Genomic DNA, 22,213 nt, shown 5'->3' with positions numbered 1-22,213 from the left:
ATTCGCCGTGCATGAATTTCCTTCTTCGTTCCCTCGCCCTCCTGCTGATGCTGGCTATGTCTACCGTCTGGGCCGAGAGCGCGCGCATGCCGTTGCGTCCGGCTTTCGATGCCGAGCAGCGCGCCTGGCTCAAGGAGCATCCCGTGCTGCGCGTGGGCCTGATCCAGCAGGCGCCTTGGGTTCTGCGTGGCCAGAACCGACAGTTGACGGGCGCCAATGTCGAGCTGATGCAGCGTCTGCTCGAAGGCATGGGCGTCGCGCCGGACTGGCGCCTGTATCCGAATCTGGAGGCGCTGGAACGGGCAGCCAGTGCGGGCGAGGTGGATCTGGCGCCAGGCCTGCAGCAGACACCGGCCGGCCTGCGCATCTGGCATTACTCCATGCCTTACCTGCGAGTACCGCATCTGGTAGTCGGCGAGCGCAGCGGCAATGGTGCGGTGGACCTCGACCAGTTGCCGCTGGAGCAGATGGTGGCCCTGCGCTCGCCGAGCCAGGCTGCCGAATATCTGGAGCGCACTCATACCAACCTGCGTCTGCGGGCGACGCCTTCGGAGCGTTCGGCGCTGTTGCTGGTGCTGAATCAGGAGGTCAGCTATGCGGTGCTGGACGAGGCGAGCCTCAGCCTGTTGCTGCGCGAATCACGTTTCTCCAGCCTGAGCATCGTTGGCGACATCGGTTTGCCGCAGCTCCTGCGCCTGGCCACGCGCCGCGATCAAGCGCTGTTGTCCGGCATCGTCGATCAGACCCTGAAGGCACTGCCGGCTCGCGAGTTGGAGGAATTGCGCGACACCTGGATGCCTTTGCGCTATCCGCAGTCCACCGATTTCGTCGGCTTCTGGAAGACGCTCGCGCTATTTTTCGGCCTGCTGCTGATGCTGGGGGCAACCGCGCTTTATCGGCAACGACAGCAGACGCGTTTGCTCGAGCGAGGGCTGCTGGGCGCACGTGGCGAGCTGGATCGTCACCAGCAGGCCGCCGAGGCATTGCGCCTGAGTCAGTTCTCCATCGACCACAGCACGGTGGGCATTCTCTGGGTCAACTGGGACAGTCACCTGCGCTACGCCAACCGCGCTGCCGAACGCATGCTCGGCTACGCCCCCGGTGAGCTGGTGGACAAGCCATTGAGTCAGTTGGAGCCCGGCCTGCATATGGACCGCTGGCTCAACCTGTGGAAGCGCGTGCGCGAGCAGGACGAGGGTTCACCCAGCTTCGAGGTCGACTGCCTGCGCGCCGATGGCAGCCGCATGCCGGCTGACGTATCGCTGAGTTTTCTACGCTATCGCCAGGCCGAGTACCTGGTGGTGTTTCTCAGCGATGTCACCGAACACCGTCGCGCTCGTGCGGCGCTGGAGGAGAGCGAGGCGCGCTTCAAGGGCATTGCCGGCAACGTGCCTGGCCTGGTGTTTCGCCTGGAGCGCGCCGGGCCGGGAGCGGTGGTCAACTTTGCCTACATCAGCGAGGCCAGCCAGGACATGGTCGGCTGGCCGGCGCAGGAGCTGCAGCGGGAGGAGCGCGGCATCCGCAGCCTGGTGCATCCGCAGGATCTGAACAGCTATCTGAACAGCCAGACGCTGGCGCTGGAAGGCGAAAGCGACTGGTACTGGCAGGGGCGCATCCTCACCGCCGAGCAGGAGGTGCTGTGGGCGGACATTCGTACCACCGCGCGTCCGCTGGGCAATGGCCGGGTGGTGTGGGACGGCATCCTCTGGGATATCACCGAGAACAAGCTGGCCGAGCTGGCACTGGCCATTCGCGGGCGCGTCTGCGCGAACTGTCGGCGCACCTGGAAAGCGTGCGTGAGGAAGAGAAGGCGCGCATCGCCCGCGAAGTGCATGACGAACTGGGCCAGGTGCTGACGGTGCTCAAGCTGGAGACGGCGATGTGCGAGCTGGTTTGCGCCGGGCAGATGCCCGAGCTGGACGAGCGCCTGGCGAGCATGAAGCGTCTGATCGCCCAGTTGTTCCAGCTGGTGCGTGATGTGGCCACGGCGCTGCGGCCGCCGATTCTCGATGCCGGCATTGCCTCGGCCATCGAGTGGCAAGTGCGGCGCTTCGAGGAGCGCACGCAGATTCCTTGCCTGGTCGAAGTGCCGGAGCACCTGCCGCATCTGCCGGATGCCCAGGCCATCGGCATGTTCCGCATTCTTCAGGAGGCGCTGACCAACGTCATGCGCCACGCTGGCGCGCACAGCGTCGAGGTGCGTTTGTGGCAGGAGTGCGGCAGCCTGTGTCTGTCGGTGGTCGACGATGGCAAGGGCTTCGATCCGGTGCTGCGCAAGCCGGGGCAATCTTTCGGCCTGGTCGGCATGCAGGAGCGCATGCTCATGCTTGGTGGCCAGTTGCAGATTGACAGCCAGCCGGGCGAGGGCACTACCCTGTGCGCGCGCATCAATCTGGAAGAGGAGATCGCAGCGTGATTCGGGTACTGGTAGCCGAAGACCACACCATCGTGCGGGAAGGCATCAAGCAACTGATCGGCATGGCACGCGATCTCGAGGTAGCGGGCGAGGCATGTAACGGCGAGCAATTGCTCGAGGTGCTGCGGCGCACGCCTTGCGACGTGGTGCTGCTGGATATCTCCATGCCCGGTGTCAACGGTTTGGAGGCCATTCCGCGTATCCGTGCGCTGAGCGAGGCCCCGGCGATTCTGGTGCTGTCGATGCACGACGAGGCGCAGATGGCGGCGCGTGCGCTCAAGGCTGGTGCCGCCGGTTATGCCACCAAGGACAGCGACCCGGCGCTGCTGATCACCGCGATTCGCAAGGTGGCCAGTGGTGGTCGCTATATCGACCCGGCGCTGGCCGACCGCATGGTCTTCGAGGTCGGCCTGACCGATTCGCGTCCGCCCCATGCGCAACTGTCCGAGCGCGAGTTCTCGGTGTTCGAGCGTCTGGTACGCGGCGAAGGCGTCAACGACATCGCTCTGCACCTGGCGATCAGCAACAAGACCGTGAGCACACACAAGGCGCGCCTGATGCAGAAGCTTGGCGCGCATTCGATGGCGGATCTGGTGCGTTACGCCATGGAGCATCGCCTGGTCTGAGCGACCGCTTTCGTAGGAGCGGCTGGGCGGCACTCCGCTTCAGTCGCGATGAATCGCCCACCGGAGCTTCGCGGCTGAAGCCGCTCCCACGGTTTTCATGCGCTGTATAACCGATGCGATTACTCGGAATTTGTAGGGCAATCCCTACACAAGAATTTCCTCGCGCCTGATATCAGCTTGTCATCCCGCCCGATTTTTCACCCGGTCTTGTCGACCTACTCTTGAGTCATCGGCCTGAGACAAGAACAAGGGTGTGGTGTGATGGCAAACGATGTACTGGTGAGCTTCCGTGGCGTACAGAAGAGCTATGACGGCGAAACGCTGATCGTCAAAGACCTCAACCTGGATATCCGCAAGGGTGAGTTTCTGACCCTGCTCGGCCCGTCCGGTTCCGGCAAGACCACCAGCCTGATGATGCTGGCCGGTTTCGAGACGCCGACCGCTGGCGAAATCCTCCTCGATGGCCGCTCGCTGAACAAACTGCCGCCGCACAAGCGCGACATCGGCATGGTGTTCCAGAACTACGCGCTGTTCCCGCACATGACCGTGGCCGAGAACCTGGCCTTCCCGCTGAGCGTGCGCGGCATGTCGCGCACCGATATCAGCGAGCGGGTCAAGCGCGCGCTGTCGATGGTGCAACTCGACAGCTTCCGCAACCGTTACCCCGGCCAGCTTTCCGGTGGTCAGCAGCAGCGTGTGGCCCTGGCCCGTGCGCTGGTGTTCGAGCCGCAGCTGGTGCTGATGGACGAACCCCTCGGCGCGCTGGACAAGCAACTGCGCGAACACATGCAGATGGAGATCAAGCACCTGCACCAGCGCCTGGGCGTGACCGTGGTCTACGTCACCCACGACCAGGGCGAGGCGCTGACCATGTCCGACCGCGTGGCCGTGTTCCATCAGGGCGAGATCCAGCAGATCGCGCCGCCGCGCGAACTCTATGAGGCGCCGCACAACACCTTCGTTGCCCAGTTCATCGGCGAGAACAATCGTCTGACTGGCGAGCTGGTCAGTCGCGATGGCGAGCAGTGCGTGGTGCGCCTGGCGCGCGGTGAGGAAGTGCGCGCCACAGCGGTCAACGTCGGCGCCGTCGGTGAGGCGGTGAGCCTGTCGATCCGCCCCGAGCGCATTCGCCTCAACGGCCACAGCGAGGCCTGCCCGAACCGCTTCTCCGGGCGTATCGCCGAGTTCATTTACCTGGGCGACCACGTGCGCATCCGCCTGGAGGTCTGCGGCAAATCCGATTTCTACGTCAAGCAACCCGTAGCTGAGCTCGATCCGGCGCTGGCGGTTGGTGACCTGGTTCCGCTCGGCTGGTCTGTCGAGCATGTCCGCGCGCTGGATCCACTCCAAGTCGAGTGAGCCTTTCGCGCAGTGCTTCACCTTTACCCCGTAACACAGAGGAGCTGATAAGAATGACGAAATCCCTGAAGCTCGCGGCGTTGGCCCTGGGCGTTAGCTGTGCCATGCCGGTACTGGCGGTGGACCTAACCGTGGTTTCCTTCGGCGGCGCGAACAAGGCGGCGCAGGTCAAGGCCTTCTACGAACCTTTCGAGAAGGAAACCGGCAACAAGGTGCTGGGCGGCGAATACAACGGTGAAATGGCCAAGGTCAAAGCCATGGTCGACACCCGCAGCGTGAGCTGGGATCTGGTGGAGGTGGAGTCGCCGGAGCTGGCCCGCGGTTGCGACGAAGGTCTGTTCGAGGAGCTCGAGCCGGCCCAGTTCGGCGATGAAGCCAACTTCATCGACGGCGCCATCCAGCCGTGCGGCGTGGGCTTCTTCGTGTGGTCCACGGTATTGGCCTACAACGCCGACAAAATGAGCGCCGCACCGACCAGTTGGTCCGATTTCTGGGACGTAGCGAAATTCCCGGGCAAGCGCGGCCTGCGCAAGGGCGCCAAGTACACCCTGGAATTCGCCCTGATGGCCGACGGCGTGCCGGTCAAGGACGTATACAAGGTGCTGGCCACCAAGGAAGGCCAGGATCGTGCGTTCAAGAAACTTGACGAACTCAAGCCCAATATCCAGTGGTGGGAGGCCGGCGCTCAGCCGCCGCAGTACCTCGCCTCCGGCGACGTGGTGATGAGCTCGGCCTACAACGGCCGCATCGCGGCGGTGCAGGGCGAAAGCAACCTACAAGTAGTGTGGAACGGCGGCATCTACGACTTCGACTCCTGGGCCATTCCGCGTGGCGCCAAGAACGCCGAGCTGGCCAAGCAGTTCATCGCCTTCTCGGTCAAACCCGAAGCGCAGAAGACCTACTCGGAGAACATCGCCTACGGCCCGGCCAACAAGCAGGCCATCGAGCTGCTGGCGCCGGAGCGTCTGAGCCTGATGTCGACCACCCCGGAAAACATCGCCAACCAGGTGGCCATCGACGTGACCTTCTGGGCTGACTACGGCGAGCAGCTGGAGCAGCGTTTCAACGCCTGGGCGGCCCGTTAACCCGTGCGTCGCGCAGCGACGCCTTCCTCGTCCCCTTCTCCTACGGGAGAAGGTGGCGCATAGCGCCGGATGAGGGGGCGGAGCTGCCCAATCGATGTTTGTCGTATCCCCGAATTTCTGCCGCCAGATGCGGCCTTAGCTTGCGGAGTTGTCCATGGCCGCCGTACTGCCTGCCAATGATTTGCCCGGGCCAAGCCTGAAGCAGCGACTGGCCCGTGCCGAGCGTTTCAATCGCCTGAAGTCCAAGGCGCTGATCCTGCCGCTGTTGCTGTTTCTCTTGCTGACCTTCCTGCTGCCCATCGGCGCCTTGCTGCTGCGCAGTGTGGACAACCCGGAAGTGGTCGGCAGCCTGCCGCGCACCGTCGAGGCGATTGCTGCCTGGGATGGCCGTGGCCTGCCGGATGAGGCGGTATACCGGGCGATTGCCAGTGATATGCTCGAGGCACGGCGTAACCAGAGCCTGGGCGATCTGTCCAAGCGCCTGAACATGGAACTGGCGGGCTTTCGCAGCCTGGTCAGCGCCACCGCGCGCAAACTGCCGCTAAGCGAGGAACCGGCGTCCTACCAGGAGGCCTTCCTCGATATGGACGAGCGCTGGGGTGATCCCGCCTACTGGCAGGTGATCCGCCGCAATGCCTCGTCGGTCACCCCCTATTACCTGTTGGCCGCGCTCGATCACCGCATCGACGACCTCGGCGAACTGGCCAAGGCCACGCCGGATCAGGCCATCTATCTGGACATCTTCGCCCGTACCTTCTGGATGAGCCTGGTGATCACCGCCATCTGCCTGGTGCTGGCTTACCCGCTGGCCTACCTGCTGGCCAACCTGCCGACGCGGCAGGGCAACCTGCTGATGATTCTGGTGCTGCTGCCGTTCTGGACCTCGATTCTGGTGCGGGTGGCGGCCTGGATCGTGTTGCTGCAGTCAGGAGGGTTGATCAACAGCGCGCTGATATCGCTGGGCATCATCGAGCAACCGCTGCAACTGGTGTTCAACCGCAGCGGCGTGTACGTGGCCATGGTGCACATCATGCTGCCGTTCATGATCCTGCCGATCTACAGCGTGATGAAGGGCATCTCGCCCAGCTACATGCGTGCGGCGGTGTCACTCGGCTGCCACCCGTTCGCCAGCTTCTGGCGGGTGTATTTCCCGCAGACCCTGGCCGGTGTCGGCGCCGGTTGCCTGCTGGTGTTCATCCTGTCGATTGGCTACTACATCACCCCGGCGCTGCTGGGCAGCCCGAACGACCAGATGATCAGCTATTTCGTCGCCTTCTACACCAACACCACCATCAACTGGGGCATGGCCACGGCCCTCGGCGGCCTGCTGCTGGCCGCGACGCTGGTGCTCTACGTGGTGTACAGCTGGCTGTTCGGCGCCAGCAAGCTGAGGCTTGGCTAAAAAACGGCCTGCGTAGCAGGCCATCTGATGACCCTCTCCCGCTTGCGGGAGAGGGTGCCCGAAGGGCGGGAGAGGGGGCTTGTTTCGGCACTCTGCTTCTCGGTAACCGAACTCGGGAGGAGGGCGCATGAAGAGCGCCCTCTCCCCCAGCCCCTCTCCCATAAATGGTAGAGGGGAGCTAAACGCTAAATGGAGTCACAGCCATGCTCAGCCCCTACATGTCCCCCGTCGAGCGCCTCTGGTACTACGGTCTGCGCATTCTCTGCGGCCTGGTGCTGCTGTTTCTGATCCTGCCGGTGCTGGTGATCGTGCCGTTGTCGTTCAACTCCGGAACCTTCCTGGTCTACCCGCTGCAGGGCTTCTCGCTGCGCTGGTACGAAGACTTCTTCATGTCCGCCGACTGGATGCGCTCACTGAAGAACAGCCTGATCATCGCCCCGGCCGCCACCCTGTTGGCCATGGTCTTCGGCACCCTGGCCGCCATTGGCCTGACCCGTGGCGAGTTCCGTGGCAAGGCCCTGGTGATGAGCCTGCTGATCTCGCCGATGATCGTCCCGGTGGTGATCATCGGTGTTGCCAGCTACCTGTTCTTCGCCCCGCTGGGCATGGGCAACAGCTACCTGTCGCTGATCCTGGTGCACGCAGTGCTCGGCGTGCCGTTCGTGATCATCACCGTGTCGGCGACGCTGCAGGGCTTCAACCACAACCTGGTGCGTGCCGCCGCCAGTCTCGGCGCCTCGCCATTGACGGCGTTTCGCCGGGTGACCCTGCCGCTGATCGCGCCGGGCGTGATCTCCGGTGCGCTGTTCGCCTTCGCCACCTCGTTCGACGAAGTGGTGGTGACCCTGTTCCTCGCCGGCCCCGAGCAGGCCACCCTGCCGCGGCAGATGTTCAGCGGTATCCGCGAGAACCTGTCGCCGACCATCGCTGCCGCCGCCACGCTGCTGATCGGCTTCTCCATCCTGCTGCTGCTGACCCTGGAGTGGCTGCGTGGGCGTAGCGAGAAGCTGCGAACTTCGGCGCCGGAATAAATCGCTGCAGCTGCATGCTCAGGGCCTCGCCGGGAAACCGGCGGGGCCTTGCTCGTTTTCGGGCGTAGAATGTGCAGTTTCTCCTGTCCCAACAAGGCGGCCAGATGGACTTCGATGATCCCGGTTTTCGTGAACTGATCGACGCGTTGCACGATGGCGTCTACATCACCGACGCCGATGGCATCACCCTAAAGGTCAACAGTGCCTATGAGCGCCTGACCGGGCTGCGTGCCGAGGACGTCGTCGGCCAGCACATGCAGGCGCTGGTAGAGCGGGGTGTGATCTCGCAGTCGGTGTCCTTGCGCGTGCTCAAGGAAGGCAAGGCGCTGTCGCTGATGCAGAGCGTCAGCCAGGGCAAACGCCTGCTGGTCAGTGGTACGCCGATCTTCGCCTCCGATGGACGCGTGCGCTACGTGGTCATTACCGTGCGCGACATGACCGAGCTGCTGCGCATGAAGCACGAGCGCGACGAGCTGCAGCAACTCAAGCAGCTGCGCAACAGCACGGCCAAGCTGCATGCCGGGCAGCGTGACGATCTGCTCGATGCCTCGCCAGTCGCCGATCAGCCCACCTCCGGGCGCGTCTTCATGCAGGCGCGGCAGGTCGCGGCCAGCGACGTGAAGGTGCTGTTGCAAGGGGAAACCGGCGTCGGCAAGACCCTGATCGCCCAGTACATCCACAAGAGCAGCCCGCGCGCGGCGCAGCCGTTCCTGGCGCTGAACTGCGGTGCGCTGCCGGAGAACCTGATCGAGGCCGAGTTGTTCGGCTATGTGCCGGGCGCGTTCACTGGCGCCGGCAGCAAGGGCAAGCGCGGCCTGCTGGAGCTGGCGCACCAGGGCACGGTTTTTCTCGATGAGATCGGCGATCTGCCGCTGCCGCTGCAGGTCAAGCTGCTCAAGGTGATCGAGGAGAGCCGCTTCATTCCGGTTGGTGGCCTGGAGTTGAAGGAGGTGGACGTGCGCATCATCACCGCCACCCACCACGACCTGCGCACGATGGTCGCCGAGGGCCGCTTTCGCGCCGACCTCTACTACCGCCTCAACGTCGTGCCGATCCACATCCCGGCGCTGCGCGAGCGCCCCGAGGAAATTCAGCCGCTGCTGGATTTCTACCTGGCCGAGTTCAACCAGCGTTATGGTCGAGCGCTGAGCTGGGAACTCGAAGCGCTCGATGCACTGACCGACTACGCCTGGCCCGGCAACATCCGTGAGCTGATCAATCTGGTCGAGCGCCTGGTGGTGACCTGCAGTGGTGAACGCATCGAGCTGTGCGATCTGCCGGAGGAAATGCGCGTCGCTCGCAGCGATGTCGACGACCTGCTGCCATTGCGCAAGCAGGTGGAGAACCTCGAGCGGCGCCTCATCCGCCGCGCCCTGATGCAGCACAAGACCACCCGTGAAGCGGCCAAGGTGCTCGGTCTGAGCCAGGCGACGCTGGTGCAGAAGATGAAGCGCTGGGAGCAGGGTTGATTGGAAAATGGATCGTAAAAGGCTCATTTGATTGGTTTTCTGATCAAGCGCAACCCGCTGCGCGCTGTGACAAATCGACGCAAGCCTTCTAGCACGCCGCTTTCAGCGAGCTGGCACAGGATTGGCTATGGCAAGCCCCGAACCCGCTCAGCACAACAACGCACAAGGGGCCTGCTGATGAACACTGCCGCATTCAAGATCGCCAACAAGCTACTGACCGGCCAGGGTGCCGTGGAGCAACTGGCTCTCGAGCTGTCTCGACTGAATATCACCAACCCGCTGATCGTCACCGACGCCATCCTGATCAAGTCCGGTACGGTCGAGCATGTCCTCAAGCAACTCGGCGAGCGCCGCTATGGCATCTATGACGGTGTCGAGCCGGAGCCGGAGATCGCCATCGTCGAAGCCTGCGCCAAGGTCTATCGCGACGGCGGCCACGATGGCCTGATCGGCGTCGGTGGCGGCAGCGCCATCGATATCGCCAAGGCGGTGGCTGGCTATGTCGGGCATGACGGTGCATTGGAAGAGTTGTTCGGCGTCGATCAGATCAAACGTAAAGGCCCGCCGCTGATTGCCATTCCGACCACCGCCGGCACCGGCTCGGAAGTGACCAACGTGTCGATCCTCTCCGATAAGCAGGCGCAACTGAAAAAGGGCATCGTCAGCGATTACCTGCTGCCCGACGTGGCGCTGGTTAGCCCGCTGATGACCCTGACCTGCCCGCGTGGCGTGACCGCCGCCAGTGGCGTCGATGCCTTGGTGCACGCGGTGGAGTCCTACCTGTCGGTGAATGCCTCGCCGATCACCGACGCCCTGGCCATCGGCGCAATCAAGCTGATCGCCAAGGCGTTGCCCAAGGCCTATGCCAATCCGGCTGACCTGCTCGCTCGCGAAGACATGGCCACCGCCAGCCTGATGGCCGGTATGGCCTTCGGCAATGCCGGCGTGGGCGCCGTGCATGCGCTGGCCTATCCGCTGGGCGGTCGCTTCAATATCGCTCATGGCGTCAGCAATGCCTTGCTGCTGCCTTACGTGATGGCCTGGAACAAGCTGGCCTGCGTCGAGCGCATGGCCGAGATCGCTGCTGCTCTCGGTGTGCAAACCCATGGCCTGAGCGACAAGGCCGCCGCCGACCTGGCCGTCGAGGCCATGGCCGAGCTGTGCGCCAGCGTCGACATTCCCAAGGGCATGCGCAGCTTCGGCGTGCCGGAAGATGCCATCCCGGCCATGGCCGAAGAGGCCAGCAAGATCGACCGCCTGATGCGCAACAACCCGCGCCGCCTGACGGCCGGCGATATCGAGCAGATCTACCGCGCCGCCTACTGATTACCGCAACGAAGATGAAAGGCCCCAGTGTACTGGGGCCGGCTGAAATACAACTCTAATAAAGCTGGGTGACTCAAATGTCCGAACTGCATCAACAAGACCTTGGTGTGGAAGCCCCCTACTGGCCGGTGGGGCCATTCAAGGTGCGTCTGCCTTTCATTCATTACCGCTTTGAAATCTCCGACTACATGCAGGGCCTGCTCATGTGCGCGGTGGATCTGGCGGCGATTCCGCTGATGACCGAATTCCTCGGCATGCCCTTCGAGGTGGCGCTGGCAGTGGTCATGCTCAATGGCCTGCTGTACTTGACTCACCATTTGCTGGGCGATCCGGTCGTTCCGGGCTGGATCACCCCGGCGATCCCACTGCTGATGGCCTACTGCAGCCAGTTCCCGGAGGGCCCGGAGCGGGTGCATGCGCTGATTGCCTTCCAGTTGATGCTGGGGATATTTTCCATCGGCCTGGGCATGACCGGCATGGCGCGCAAGGTGGTGTCGCTGGTGCCCTCGGCGCTCAAGGCCGGCATCATCATGGGCGCCGGCCTTAGTGCGGTGGTGACGGTGTTCAAGGAAGGCGGGCGCTTCGACGCCTTCCCCTGGACCATCTCCATCGCCGTCGGCATCGCCTTTTACCTGGTGTTTTCCATCCATTTCCAGGAGCTGAAGAAGCGCAACCGCTTCTGGTGGAACTTCGCCAAGCTGGGCATCTTCCCGATCATCCTGCTGGCGGTGATCGTCGCGCCGATCTTCGGTGAGGCGCCGTGGCCGAGCATCGAGTGGGGCTTCAGCCAGCCGGACTTCGTCACCCTGTTCAACGAATACACGGTGTTCGGTCTGGGCATGCCGCCGCTGATGATGTTCATCACCGCCATTCCCACCGTGTTCGCCGCCTATCTGGTGGTGTTCGGCGACGTGCTCGGCGCCAAGGCGATCCTCGGCGAAGCCGACCATGTGCGCCGTGACGAGAAGGTCGACTTCAACCCCGACCGCTCGCACCTGATCTTCGGTGGGCGCAATGCCTTCATGAGCATCTTCGGGCCGGACGTGGCCGTGTGTGGTCCGCAGTGGTCCGCCATGCAGGTGGTGATCACCGAACGCTTCAAGGGTGGCGCCAAGGCGATGAAATCCATCTACGGCGGCGTCGGCTCGTTCCGTTGGGGCACCAACACCGGTCTGCTGCTGTTGCCGGTGGTGACCCTGGTGCAGCCGATTCTCGGTGTGGCGCTGGCGCTGACCCTGCTGATCCAGGGCTACGTCAGCGTGCGCCTGGGCATCATGGAGGCGCGCAGCCAGCGTGACCTGGGCATTGCCGGCGTGATCGGCGCGGTACTGGCGATCAAAGGCGCCGGCTGGGCCTTCGCCATCGGCGTCGGTCTGTGCGCGCTGATCTATGGGGCACGGATGTTCCGCGGCGAGAACGACCAGACCTTCACCAAGGATCTGCCGCCCGCCGAGTGAGGCCTGTGCAATCCCTAATTCAGCCGAGGGGTGATCTCCGCCCTCGGCAGCAGGAGAAAATCATGCAACTGAACGATCCCGATCTGCTGCGCCATCAGGCCTATATCGACGGCCAATGGTGCGACGCCAGCAATGGCGATGTGACTGAAATCTTCAATCCTGCCAACGGCGAGTCGCTGGGCGTGGTGCCGAACATCGGTGGCGCGCAGACCCGTCAGGCCATCGAGGCGGCGCAGGCTGCCCAGCCCGCCTGGCGTGCGCTGACGGCCAAGGAGCGGGCGGCGCGGCTGCGCAAATGGTACGAGTTGATGCTGGCCAATCAGGAAGACCTGGCGCGGATCATGACGGCCGAGCAGGGTAAGCCGCTGACCGAGGCGCGCGGTGAGGTGCTTTACGCGGCATCCTTCATCGAATGGTTCGCCGAGGAAGCCAAGCGCGTCTACGGCGACACCATCCCAGGCCACCAGCCGGACAAGCGCCTGATCGTGACCAAGGAGCCCATTGGCGTGACCGCGGCGATCACGCCCTGGAACTTCCCGGCGGCGATGATCACCCGCAAGGCCGGTCCGGCGCTGGCCGCTGGCTGCGCCATGGTGCTCAAGCCGGCGCCGCAGACACCGTTCAGTGCCCTGGCGCTGGCTGTGCTGGCCGAGCGCGCGGGCATCCCGGCCGGGCTGTTCAGCGTACTGCCGGCCGATGCCGAGCGTTCCCGCGAAGTCGGCGCCGAGCTGTGCGCCAACCCCATCGTGCGCAAGTTGTCGTTCACCGGCTCCACCGGCGTTGGCATCAAGCTGATGGAGCAATGCGCTCCGACCCTGAAGAAACTTTCGCTGGAGCTGGGCGGCAATGCGCCGTTCATCGTCTTCGAGGATGCCGATCTCGACGCAGCGGTCGAAGGCGCGCTGGTGGCCAAGTACCGCAACGCCGGGCAGACCTGCGTCTGCGCCAATCGCCTGTATGTACACGAGGCCGTCTACGATGCCTTTGCCGAAAAGCTGGCTGCGGCCGTGGCCAAACTGCGGGTTGGCCCGGGTGATGAAGCAGGCGTCGTCATTGGGCCGTTGATCGACGGCAATGCCGTGGCCAAGGTGCAGGCACATCTGGCCGATGCGCTGGAGAAGGGCGCCAAGGTGCTGCAGGGCGGCAAGGCGCATGAGCTGGGCGGGCACTTTTTCGAGCCGACGGTCATCACCGACGTCACCCCTGATATGCGTGTGGCCCGTGAAGAAACCTTCGGTCCGCTGGCGCCACTGTTCCGCTTCAACGACGAAGCCGAGGTGGTACGCCAGGCCAACGACACCGAGTTCGGCCTGGCCGGCTACTTCTATACCCGCGACTTGGGGCGCACCTTCCGTGTCGCCGAAGCGCTGGAGTACGGCATGGTCGGCATCAACACCGGGCTGATCTCCAACGAGGTAGCGCCTTTCGGTGGCATGAAAGCCTCCGGCCTCGGTCGTGAAGGCTCCAAATACGGCTTGGATGAGTACCTGGAGATCAAGTACCTCTGCCTCGGCGGTATCTGAATCAGGTCGCTATCGTGGGGGGGCTTTAGCCGCGACTGGCTTGGCACAAAGCCAGACGCTCGCCGCTGAAGCGCCTCCCACTGTCTCCTGCGCTTGTCGATCAAGGGCGCCACAGCCGTTACAATGCGCGCCACCGTTATCCAGCACTACGAACCGTTTGCGATCTGCTGCGCGTCGGCCAGCCGTCGTTAAAAACAGGCTCGGAATGCTCATTTACTTCAGTAAACTCCGCTTGATTCGCTGCGCTCCCCCTACGGGCCAGCCTGCGGCTGTTACTTCACTTCGTTACGTTCTCGCCAGTTTTTGCCTAGCCCGGCTCTAGCTCGCGAGATCCCAAATCGGTTCTCAGAGGTGCGCCATGCAACCCTTCGCCATCGCCCCGTCGATCCTTTCCGCTGACTTCGCCCGCCTGGGTGAGGAAGTGGACAACGTACTCGCCGCCGGGGCGGACATCGTCCACTTCGATGTCATGGACAACCACTACGTGCCCAACCTGACCATCGGCCCGATGGTCTGCGCGGCGCTGCGCAAGTACGGCATTACCGCGCCGATCGACGCACACCTGATGGTCAAGCCGGTGGATCGCATCATTGGCGACTTCATTGAAGCTGGCGCCAGCTACATCACTTTCCACCCGGAAGCCTCCGAGCACGTCGACCGCTCGCTGCAACTGATCAAGGCCGGCGGCGCCAAGGCGGGTCTGGTGTTCAATCCGGCCACCCCGCTGGACGTGCTCAAGTACGTGATGGACAAGGTCGACATGATTCTGCTGATGAGCGTCAACCCCGGTTTCGGCGGGCAGAAGTTCATCCCCGGCACCCTCGACAAGCTGCGTGAGGCCCGTGCGCTGATCGATGCCAGCGGTCGCGAGATCCGCCTGGAGATCGACGGCGGCGTCAATGTACAGAACATCCGCGAGATCGCCGAGGCGGGTGCCGACACCTTCGTCGCCGGCTCGGCGATCTTCAACCAGCCGGACTACAAAACCGTGATCGACGCCATGCGTGCCGAACTGGCCCAGGTGCGTGGATGAAACCGCTGCGCGCGCTGTGCGGCGGCGAGTTGCCGCGCCTGGTGATGTTCGACCTGGACGGCACGCTGATTGACTCGGTGCCCGATCTGGCCGCAGCGGTTGACCGCATGCTGGTCGAGCTGGGTCGCCCACCGGCTGGCGTTGAAAACGTGCGTGACTGGGTCGGCAACGGCGCGCGGGTGCTGGTGCGCCGTGCCCTGGCCGGTGGTCTGGATCACGCCGCCGTGGGTGAAGCCGAGACGGAAGAGGCGCTGGCGCGCTTTCTCGATATCTACGCCGACTGTCATAACCTGACCGCACTCTATCCCGGTGTGCACGAGTTGCTCGAGGCGCTCAGCACTGCAGCCGTGGAACTGGCGGTGGTGACCAACAAGCCGGAGCGTTTCGTCGCGCCGTTGCTGGAGCAGGTGGGTCTCGGCGGTTATTTCCGCTGGATCATTGGCGGCGATACCCTGCCGCAGCAGAAGCCGGACCCTGCGGCGCTACTGCAGGTGATGCACCTGGCTGGGGTCGAGGCGGCGCAAGCGTTGTTCGTCGGCGACTCGCGCAACGACGTGCTGGCCGCGCGCGCTGCGGGCGTACCTTGCATCGCAGTGAGCTATGGCTACAACCATGGTCGCCCGATTGCCGAGGAAGAGCCGAGTCTGGTGGTCCATAGCCTGGCCGAGTTGCTGTAATCGCATTTGTGCGTAGGAGCCCGCTTGCGGGCGATGATTCGGTTGATCGCCCGCAAGCGGGCTCCTACGGGTTGCTTAGCCTGAGCGGCTGCGCTACCTTGGTCGCTCTCCCTATTCCCCGCCTGTCGAGATCGCACCGTGGTGGTCAGCTGCAAACTCTGGATGAAAGTGATCAAGGCTCTGGCCCGTTGGCGCTGGCGCGCCTGATCCCGTCCTGCCGCCGCTGCGCGGCCCGTTTGCACCCGACCGTTTACCCCGAGCCATGAGGCTGATCATGACCCATGAAGAATTCCTGCGTTTAGCCGCTGAAGGCTACAACCGCATTCCGCTTGCCTGCGAAACCATCGCCGACTTCGACACGCCGCTGTCGATCTACCTGAAACTGGCCGATGCGCCCAACTCCTACCTGCTTGAATCGGTGCAGGGCGGCGAGAAATGGGGCCGGTACTCGATCATCGGCCTGCCGGCGCGCACCGTACTGCGTGTGCACGGACATGAGGTGGTGATCACCACCGACGGCGTCGAGGTCGAGCGTCACGAGTGCGCCGATCCGCTGGCCTTCGTCGAGCAGTTCAAGGCGCGCTACAAGGTGCCGACCATCGCCGGCTTGCCGCGCTTCAATGGCGGCCTGGTCGGTTACTTCGCCTACGACAGCGTGCGTTACGTCGAGCCCAAGCTGGCTGCCGGGGGGAACCCCGATGCGCTGGGCACGCCGGACATTCTGCTCAACGTCTCCGATGCCGTGGTGGTGTTCGACAACCTGGCGGGCAAGATGCACGCCATCGTGCTGGCTGACCCGGCCGAGGCGGACGCCTTCGAGCGTGGCCAGGCGCAACTGCAGGAAATCCTGCATAAGCTGCGTCAGCCGTTTACACCGCGTCTGGGTGTGGATCTGAACAAGCCGGCAGGCGCGGAGCCAGCGTTTCGCTCCAGCTTCAGCCGCGAGGATTACGAACGCTCGGTCAGCGCCATCAAGGACTACATCCTGGCCGGAGACTGCATGCAGGTGGTGATTTCCCAGCGCATGTCGATTCCGTTCAAAGCGGCGCCCATTGATCTGTACCGCGCGCTGCGCTGCATCAATCCGACGCCTTACATGTACTTCTTCAACTTCGGCGACTTCCACGTGGTGGGTTCGTCGCCCGAAGTGCTGGTGCGCGTCGAGGACAACCTGGTAACCGTGCGGCCCATCGCCGGCACTCGCCCGCGCGGCGCCACCGAGGAGCAGGACCTGGCGCTGGAAGAAGATCTGCTGGCCGATGCCAAGGAAGTCGCCGAGCACCTGATGCTGATCGACCTTGGCCGCAACGACACTGGGCGCGTCTCGGAAATCGGCTCGGTGAAACTGACCGAGAAGATGGTCATCGAGCGCTATTCCAACGTCATGCACATCGTTTCCAACGTCACCGGCGAGCTGAAGAAAGGCCTGACTTCGATGGATGCCCTGCGCGCCATCCTGCCGGCCGGCACGTTGTCCGGTGCGCCGAAGATCCGCGCGATGGAAATCATCGACGAGCTGGAGCCGGTCAAGCGCGGCGTCTACGGCGGTGCGGTCGGTTACTACGCCTGGAACGGCAATATGGACACGGCGATTGCCATTCGTACCGCCGTGATCAAGGACGGCGAGCTGCACGTCCAGGCCGGCGCCGGCATCGTTGCTGACTCGGTGCCAGCCCTTGAGTGGGAAGAAACCCTGAACAAGCGCCGCGCCATGTTCAAGGCCGTGGCCCTGGCGGAACAGGGCTCGCGCTGAGGCAGCATAAGTCGTTTTGATGTAGGAGCCGGCTTGCTGGCGATACGTTTTAAGAGCATCGCCGGCAAGCCGGCTCCTACAGACAAACCGCAGCCTGGGTGGAGCGCAGTGATACCTGGGGCCGATCTCAGCCCTCGAGCTTGGCCAGCGCCGCTCCGGCGTCCAGATAAGCGCCGGCCTGCTCACGAATGCGCAGGGTGCCGTCCGTCGGCGCGGTGACCTGGGTTTCCATCTTCATCGCCTCCATCACCGCGATCACGTCGCCGGCTTTGACCTGAGCGCCGTCTTCGGCCAGCCAGGCATGCAGGTTGCCGGAGATCGGTGCGCTGACCAGGCCTTTTTCGGCGGCATGTGCCGAGGCCTGAGGCGCCGCCTGGACGTTACCGCCCAATGGCGCCAGGCCTTGCAGCAGGGCGCTGGGCAGGCCCAGTTCATGGCGCTTGCCGTCGATCTCGATGAAGGTGCGCAACACCGCGTCGCCGGCCACCGACAAGGTGCGCGGCGCCAGGGTGATCTGCTCGGCGAAGTCGGTTTCGATCCAGCGGGTGTGCACGGCGAAATGCCCGCCGGTGAAATCGGCGTGATCCATCACCGCGCGATGGAAGGGCAGCACCGAGGCGATGCCGTCGATCTTGAACTCGGCCAGGGCGCGGCGTGCGCGGGTGATGGCCTGCTCGCGGGTGGCGCCGGTGACGATCAGCTTGGCCATCATCGAGTCGAAGGTGCCGGGCACCATCGAGCCACTTTCCACGCCGCTGTCCAGGCGTACGCCGGGGCCGCTCGGGGCGCGGAATTCGCTGATCTTGCCGGGGGTGGGCAGAAAGCCCTTGCCGGCATCCTCGGCGTTGATGCGGAACTCGAAGCTGTGGCCGCGTGGCGTCGGTGTTTCACTGAACGACAGCGGCAGGCCGTCGGCAATGCGCAATTGCTCGATGACCAGATCGACGCCGGCGGTTTCCTCGGTGACCGGGTGTTCGACCTGCAGGCGGGTGTTCACCTCCAGGAATGACAGTGTGCCATCGGCGCTGAGCAGGTATTCCACGGTGCCGGCGCCGACATAGCCGGCCTTCGCACAGATGGCGTGGGCGGACTGGTGAATGCGCTGGCGCTGCTCATCGGTGATGAACGGTGCTGGCGCTTCTTCCACCAGCTTCTGGTTGCGGCGTTGCAGCGAGCAGTCGCGGGTGCCGACTACCACCACGTTGCCGTGACTATCGGCGATCACCTGGGCTTCGATATGGCGCGGGCGGTCGAGGAACTGCTCGACGAAGCATTCGCCGCGCCCGAAGGCGGCTTCGGCTTCACGCACTGCCGAGGCATACAGCTCGGCCACTTCGTCCATGCGCCAGGCGACCTTCATGCCGCGTCCGCCGCCGCCGAATGCGGCCTTGATGGCGATCGGCAGGTCATGCTGTTCGGCGAAGGCCAGCACCTCGGCGGCGCTCTGCACCGGGCCGGGCGTGCCGGCCACCAGGGGCGCGCCGACCTGCTGGGCGAGCTTGCGAGCTTCGACCTTGTCGCCGAGCACATCGATGGTTTCCGGGTTCGGGCCGATCCAGATCAGCCCGGCGCCTTGTACGGCGCGGGCGAAGTCGGCACGCTCGGAGAGAAAGCCGTAGCCGGGATGTACAGCATCGGCACCGGCGCGCTTGGCGATAGTCAGCAGCTTGTCGATATTCAGGTAGGTGTCGGCCGGGCGCTCGCCGTCCAGCCCATAGGCTTCGTCGGCCTGGCGCACATGCAGGGCGTCGATATCGGCATTGGCGTACACGGCCACGGAGGCTACACCGTAATCACGGCAGGCGCGGGCGATACGCACGGCGATTTCACCACGGTTGGCGATCAGGACTTTTTTCATGGTTGGTTCTTCGCATCGGCAGTGAGATGGGAGGCGTCGGGCTCGAGTTCGGCGAACGCCTCGATCGGGTTGAAGCGGATCTGCGCGTTGATCGGGATTTGCCCGGCCAGATCCAAGTGGTGGCTGGCCACGGCGGCAATCACCGGGTAGCCGCCGGTCAGCGGGTGGTCGGCGAGAAACAGCACCGGCTGGCCGCTCGCGGGCACCTGTATGGCGCCCAGTGAAGTGCCTTCGGTGGGCAACTCGTCATGGTTGCAGCGCTCCAGCGGCACCTCGCCCTCGAGGCGAATGCCGACCCGGTTGGATTGCGGGGTGACGCGCCACAGCTGGCTGCTCAGGCGTTCGATGGCCGCCGGGGTGAACCAGTCGCTGCGCGGGCCCATCACTACATCCAGGGTGATCACGTCCTTGCTGGTCGGCAGCTCGAATGCCGGGCCTTCGCTGATAGAGACGCTGGTGCCAGCGCTGATTGCGTCGAAGGCAAGACGGTCGCCAGCCTTGAGCGGCGGCGGGCCGACCTGGGCCAGGCTGTCGTAGGACAAACTGCCCAGCACCGGCGCCACCTGAAAGCCACCGCGAATCGCCAGGTAGCTGCGCAGCCCGGCCTGGGGCGCGCCGAGGCTGACGCGGTCGCCGTCATCCAGTTCGATAGGCTGGTAATTACCGGGCTGCCATTGCAGGCCGCTGGCGGTGGTGACGGTGATGGGCGTTTGCGCGCCGGTAATGGCGATGAGCGTGCGACCGTGGCAGACGAAGCTCAGACCGCCGAGCACCACTTCCAGGCAGGCGCAGGCCGAGTCATTGCCCACTGTGCGATTGGCCGCGCGTAGGGCACCGCGATCCAGGGCGCCGGACATCGACACGCCCTGGTCGGTATGACCTGCGCGGCCAAGATCCTGCAGCACCGTTTGCAGGCCGGGGCTGAGAATTTCAAGATGGGCACCGGCCGGCGGCTTGCTGGCTGTCGTTTGTTTATGGGCGGGCAGACCACCTGCTGGCAGCGGGCCGGCATCCACAAAACGCACCTTGTAGCCAGGGCGCAGCAGAGCCGGCTCGTCGCGCTGCAAATCCCACATCTGCAACGGTGTGACGCCGATGATCTGCCAGCCACCGGGGCTGGCCTTGGGATACACGCCGCTGAAGTTGCCCGCCAGGGCCACGGCGCCGGCTGGAATGCGCGTGCGCGGCGTCTGCCGGCGCGGCACCTGGAAGTCGGCGCCGCCGGTCAGGTACCCGAAGCCGGGGGCGAAGCCGCAGAAAGCCACTTCGTAATCGGCGCTGGTGTGGCGGCGTACCACTTCCTCACGGCTGATGCTGAGCAACTCAGCGACCTCATCGAGGTCCTCGCCATTGTAGTGCACGGGAATTTCCACGCGGCGGCTCTCGCGGGAGCTGCGCCGGCTCAGGTCGCGGCGGGCCAGATTATCGATCAACGCCTGGCGGTCGATGGCGCTGAGCCGATACTGGATCAGCAGGGTACGCGCCGCCGGGACGATTTCCTCGACCCCGGCGATAGGCTCGGCCTGCAGCGCGTCGAACAGCGCCAGGGTTTCGTCGAGGTCCTGCAGTTCGACGAGCAGCGTATCGAGGTTGGCTGGGAGAAAACGCACGGGCTTGTCCTATACGTGATACGTGCTGTCAGGCACGTCAGTGATGAACATATGGCCCGGCGAATGGGTGATCGCGAAAGGCACGCCGGAGGCCATGACCGCCGCCTGGGGCGTCACGCCGCAGGCCCAGAACACCGGCACCTCGCCGGGCTCGATACGCACCGCGTCGCCGAAATCCGGCTTGTGCAGGTCTTTGATGCCGAGGCGATCCGGCTCGCCGATATGCACTGGAGCGCCGTGCACCGAGGGATAGCGCCCGGAAATACCGGCCGCCTCGGCGACGCGATCCGCCGGGATCGGCCGCATCGACACCACCATCTCGCCATGCAGGCGACCCGCCGGGCGGCAGGCGCGGTTGCTGCGGTACATCGGCACGTTGCAGCCATCGGCAATGTGCCGCACTTCGATGCCGGCTTCCTGCAGGGCCGTCTCGAAGGTGAAGCTGCAGCCGATCAGAAACGCCACCATATCCGGGTGCTCGGCCCAGGCGGCAGTGGCGTCGCTGACCTCTTCGGCCAGCTTGCCGTCGCGCCAGATGCGATACAGCGGCAGATCGCTGCGCAGGTCGGCGCCTTCGGCCAGCACCGTGCGTGGGCTGCCAACGTCACTCACGTCGAGCACCGGGCAGGCCTTGGGGTTGCGTTGGGCATAGAGCAGAAAGTCGTAGGCCCAGTCGCGGGGCAGGGCGATCAGGTTGGCCTGGGTCATGCCCGGCGCGATGCCAGCTGTGGGCGCGACGCGGCCGTTGCGGTACTCGGCGCGGGCCAGGCGGGCGGCCGCAATGGCGGCCTGCTGGGCACGTTGCATGGCGTTCATCGGGAGGCTCCGGCGAAGGGTTGCAGGGACACACCAGAGTGCTCCAGCAACTGGCGTACCTCGCGGGCCATCTGGATGGCGCCGGGGCTGTCGCCGTGTACGCAGATGGAGTCGGCTTCGATGCGGGTGAGGCTGCCATCGATGGCTTCGACCGTGCCGGTCTGCACCAGGCGCAGCATGCGTTGCGCCACCTGTTCGGCGTCGTGCAGCACGGCGCCTGGCTCGCGGCGCGATACCAGAGTGCCTTGCGGTGTGTAGGCGCGATCGGCGAAGGCTTCGGCGATGCAGGTCAAACCTTCGCGGCGCGCCAGTTCGATCAGCGGTGAGCCGGCCAGGGCGACCAGCACCAGGCTCGGGTCAACGGCGCGGATCGCTTCGATCACCGCCAGCGCCTGGCGGGTGTCGTGGGCAATGGTGTTGTACAGCGCGCCGTGGGGTTTGACGTAGCGCACCGAGGTGCCGGCGGCTTGAGCCAGTGCCTGCAGCGCGCCGATCTGGTAGATCACGTCGGCGGTCAGCTCGTCGCTGGCGATATCCATGTTACGGCGGCCGAAGCCGACCAGATCGGGATAGGCGACGTGGGCGCCGATGGTCACGCCTTTGCTTGTGGCCGCTTTGAGCGTGCGCAGGATACCGGCGGGGTCACCGGCGTGAAACCCGCAGGCGACGTTGGCACTGGTGACGATATCGAGCATCGCGGCATCGTCGCCCATGGACCATTGGCCGAAGCTCTCGCCCAGGTCGCTGTTGAGGTCGATGGTTGGCATATCGG

The 22,213-nt window shown here is 64.6% G+C and carries 16 protein-coding genes and 1 pseudogene; 13 read left to right on the top strand and 4 right to left on the bottom strand.

The genetic code is table 11. From position 1 onward, the window contains the following. Positions 1 to 11: 11 nt before the first annotated feature. From DBO86_RS22400 to trpE, 13 genes and pseudogenes are all read left to right on the top strand, one after another. A pseudogene (locus tag DBO86_RS22400) lies at positions 12 to 2,416 on the top strand (PAS domain-containing sensor histidine kinase). Continuing rightward, entirely contained in the window at positions 2,413 to 3,042 is a 630-nt protein-coding gene (locus DBO86_RS22395) for a response regulator (protein ID WP_108234886.1), read from the top strand. The pseudogene DBO86_RS22400 and the gene DBO86_RS22395 overlap by 4 nt, the downstream one beginning before the upstream one ends. Positions 3,043 to 3,303: 261 nt before the next feature. After that, positions 3,304 to 4,401: an ABC transporter ATP-binding protein gene (locus tag DBO86_RS22390; protein ID WP_108234885.1), complete on the top strand. Its 1,098-nt coding sequence runs from the start codon at positions 3,304 to 3,306 to the stop codon at positions 4,399 to 4,401. A 53-nt stretch (positions 4,402 to 4,454) separates the two neighbouring features. After that, entirely contained in the window at positions 4,455 to 5,486 is a 1,032-nt protein-coding gene (locus DBO86_RS22385; RefSeq protein ID WP_108234884.1) for an ABC transporter substrate-binding protein, read from the top strand. A 154-nt stretch (positions 5,487 to 5,640) separates the two neighbouring features. Continuing rightward, a complete protein-coding gene (locus DBO86_RS22380) occupies positions 5,641 to 6,888 on the top strand; it encodes an ABC transporter permease (protein WP_108234883.1) in 1,248 nt (415 codons plus the stop codon). A gap of 203 nt (positions 6,889 to 7,091) precedes the next feature. Continuing rightward, the gene (locus DBO86_RS22375) at positions 7,092 to 7,919 is read left to right on the top strand and encodes an ABC transporter permease (protein WP_108234882.1); all 828 of its coding nucleotides are present in this window, start codon (positions 7,092 to 7,094) and stop codon (positions 7,917 to 7,919) included. Positions 7,920 to 8,023: 104 nt separating this feature from the next. Further along, positions 8,024 to 9,388 carry a sigma-54 interaction domain-containing protein gene (locus DBO86_RS22370; RefSeq protein WP_108234881.1) on the top strand — a complete coding sequence of 455 codons (1,365 nt, stop codon included), beginning with the start codon at positions 8,024 to 8,026 and terminating at the stop codon, positions 9,386 to 9,388. Between the two features lie 177 nt (positions 9,389 to 9,565). Further along, positions 9,566 to 10,714 carry an iron-containing alcohol dehydrogenase gene (locus tag DBO86_RS22365; protein WP_003463513.1) on the top strand — a complete coding sequence of 383 codons (1,149 nt, stop codon included), beginning with the start codon at positions 9,566 to 9,568 and terminating at the stop codon, positions 10,712 to 10,714. Between the two features lie 77 nt (positions 10,715 to 10,791). After that, complete coding sequence (locus DBO86_RS22360; protein WP_108234880.1) at positions 10,792 to 12,171, top strand: hypothetical protein; 1,380 nt, start codon at positions 10,792 to 10,794, stop codon at positions 12,169 to 12,171. Between the two features lie 62 nt (positions 12,172 to 12,233). Continuing rightward, a complete protein-coding gene (gene gabD, locus DBO86_RS22355; protein WP_108234879.1) occupies positions 12,234 to 13,694 on the top strand; it encodes an NADP-dependent succinate-semialdehyde dehydrogenase in 1,461 nt (486 codons plus the stop codon). A 358-nt stretch (positions 13,695 to 14,052) separates the two neighbouring features. After that, positions 14,053 to 14,727 carry a ribulose-phosphate 3-epimerase gene (gene rpe / locus DBO86_RS22350; protein ID WP_108234878.1) on the top strand — a complete coding sequence of 225 codons (675 nt, stop codon included), beginning with the start codon at positions 14,053 to 14,055 and terminating at the stop codon, positions 14,725 to 14,727. Next, positions 14,724 to 15,404, top strand: coding sequence for a phosphoglycolate phosphatase (locus tag DBO86_RS22345; protein ID WP_108234877.1), 681 nt, complete (start codon positions 14,724 to 14,726; stop codon positions 15,402 to 15,404). The genes rpe and DBO86_RS22345 overlap by 4 nt, the downstream gene beginning before the upstream one ends. Before the next feature lie 274 nt (positions 15,405 to 15,678). Beyond that, the gene (gene trpE, locus DBO86_RS22340) at positions 15,679 to 17,157 is read left to right on the top strand and encodes an anthranilate synthase component I (RefSeq protein ID WP_108234876.1); all 1,479 of its coding nucleotides are present in this window, start codon (positions 15,679 to 15,681) and stop codon (positions 17,155 to 17,157) included. A gap of 127 nt (positions 17,158 to 17,284) precedes the next feature. Here trpE and DBO86_RS22335 read toward each other — a convergent pair whose 3' ends face one another. The 4 genes from DBO86_RS22335 to DBO86_RS22320 are packed head-to-tail and all read right to left on the bottom strand — an operon-like array spanning position 17,285 to position 22,208. After that, positions 17,285 to 19,015, bottom strand: a complete 1,731-nt coding sequence (locus DBO86_RS22335; protein WP_108234875.1) for an acetyl/propionyl/methylcrotonyl-CoA carboxylase subunit alpha — start codon at positions 19,013 to 19,015, stop codon at positions 17,285 to 17,287. Further along, positions 19,012 to 20,625 (bottom strand): 5-oxoprolinase subunit B/C family protein, encoded by a 1,614-nt coding sequence (locus DBO86_RS22330; protein ID WP_108234874.1) that lies wholly within the window; start codon positions 20,623 to 20,625, stop codon positions 19,012 to 19,014. Before DBO86_RS22330 ends, DBO86_RS22335 begins: the two co-directional genes overlap by 4 nt. A gap of 9 nt (positions 20,626 to 20,634) precedes the next feature. After that, positions 20,635 to 21,441 (bottom strand): putative hydro-lyase, encoded by an 807-nt coding sequence (locus DBO86_RS22325; protein ID WP_108234873.1) that lies wholly within the window; start codon positions 21,439 to 21,441, stop codon positions 20,635 to 20,637. After that, complete coding sequence (locus DBO86_RS22320) at positions 21,438 to 22,208, bottom strand: LamB/YcsF family protein (RefSeq protein WP_108234872.1); 771 nt, start codon at positions 22,206 to 22,208, stop codon at positions 21,438 to 21,440. The genes DBO86_RS22325 and DBO86_RS22320 overlap by 4 nt, the downstream gene beginning before the upstream one ends. Positions 22,209 to 22,213 lie beyond the last annotated feature (5 nt).

The organism is Ectopseudomonas oleovorans, from assembly GCF_003052605.1.
GTDB classification, from domain to species: Bacteria; Pseudomonadota; Gammaproteobacteria; order Pseudomonadales; family Pseudomonadaceae; genus Aquipseudomonas; species Aquipseudomonas oleovorans_A.
This window is presented reverse-complemented; position numbering and strand designations above follow the sequence as displayed.

Coding starts and splice junctions, on each gene's coding strand:
- DBO86_RS22370 (WP_108234881.1), top strand. CDS start 8,024: ATGGACTTCGATGATCCCGGTTTTCGTGAACTGATCGACGCGTTGCAC.
- DBO86_RS22380 (WP_108234883.1), top strand. CDS start 5,641: ATGGCCGCCGTACTGCCTGCCAATGATTTGCCCGGGCCAAGCCTGAAG.
- DBO86_RS22335 (WP_108234875.1), bottom strand. CDS start 19,015: ATGAAAAAAGTCCTGATCGCCAACCGTGGTGAAATCGCCGTGCGTATC.
- DBO86_RS22360 (WP_108234880.1), top strand. CDS start 10,792: ATGTCCGAACTGCATCAACAAGACCTTGGTGTGGAAGCCCCCTACTGG.
- DBO86_RS22390 (WP_108234885.1), top strand. CDS start 3,304: ATGGCAAACGATGTACTGGTGAGCTTCCGTGGCGTACAGAAGAGCTAT.
- DBO86_RS22375 (WP_108234882.1), top strand. CDS start 7,092: ATGCTCAGCCCCTACATGTCCCCCGTCGAGCGCCTCTGGTACTACGGT.
- DBO86_RS22365 (WP_003463513.1), top strand. CDS start 9,566: ATGAACACTGCCGCATTCAAGATCGCCAACAAGCTACTGACCGGCCAG.
- gabD (WP_108234879.1), top strand. CDS start 12,234: ATGCAACTGAACGATCCCGATCTGCTGCGCCATCAGGCCTATATCGAC.
- DBO86_RS22345 (WP_108234877.1), top strand. CDS start 14,724: ATGAAACCGCTGCGCGCGCTGTGCGGCGGCGAGTTGCCGCGCCTGGTG.
- rpe (WP_108234878.1), top strand. CDS start 14,053: ATGCAACCCTTCGCCATCGCCCCGTCGATCCTTTCCGCTGACTTCGCC.
- DBO86_RS22385 (WP_108234884.1), top strand. CDS start 4,455: ATGACGAAATCCCTGAAGCTCGCGGCGTTGGCCCTGGGCGTTAGCTGT.
- DBO86_RS22320 (WP_108234872.1), bottom strand. CDS start 22,208: ATGCCAACCATCGACCTCAACAGCGACCTGGGCGAGAGCTTCGGCCAA.
- trpE (WP_108234876.1), top strand. CDS start 15,679: ATGACCCATGAAGAATTCCTGCGTTTAGCCGCTGAAGGCTACAACCGC.
- DBO86_RS22325 (WP_108234873.1), bottom strand. CDS start 21,441: ATGAACGCCATGCAACGTGCCCAGCAGGCCGCCATTGCGGCCGCCCGC.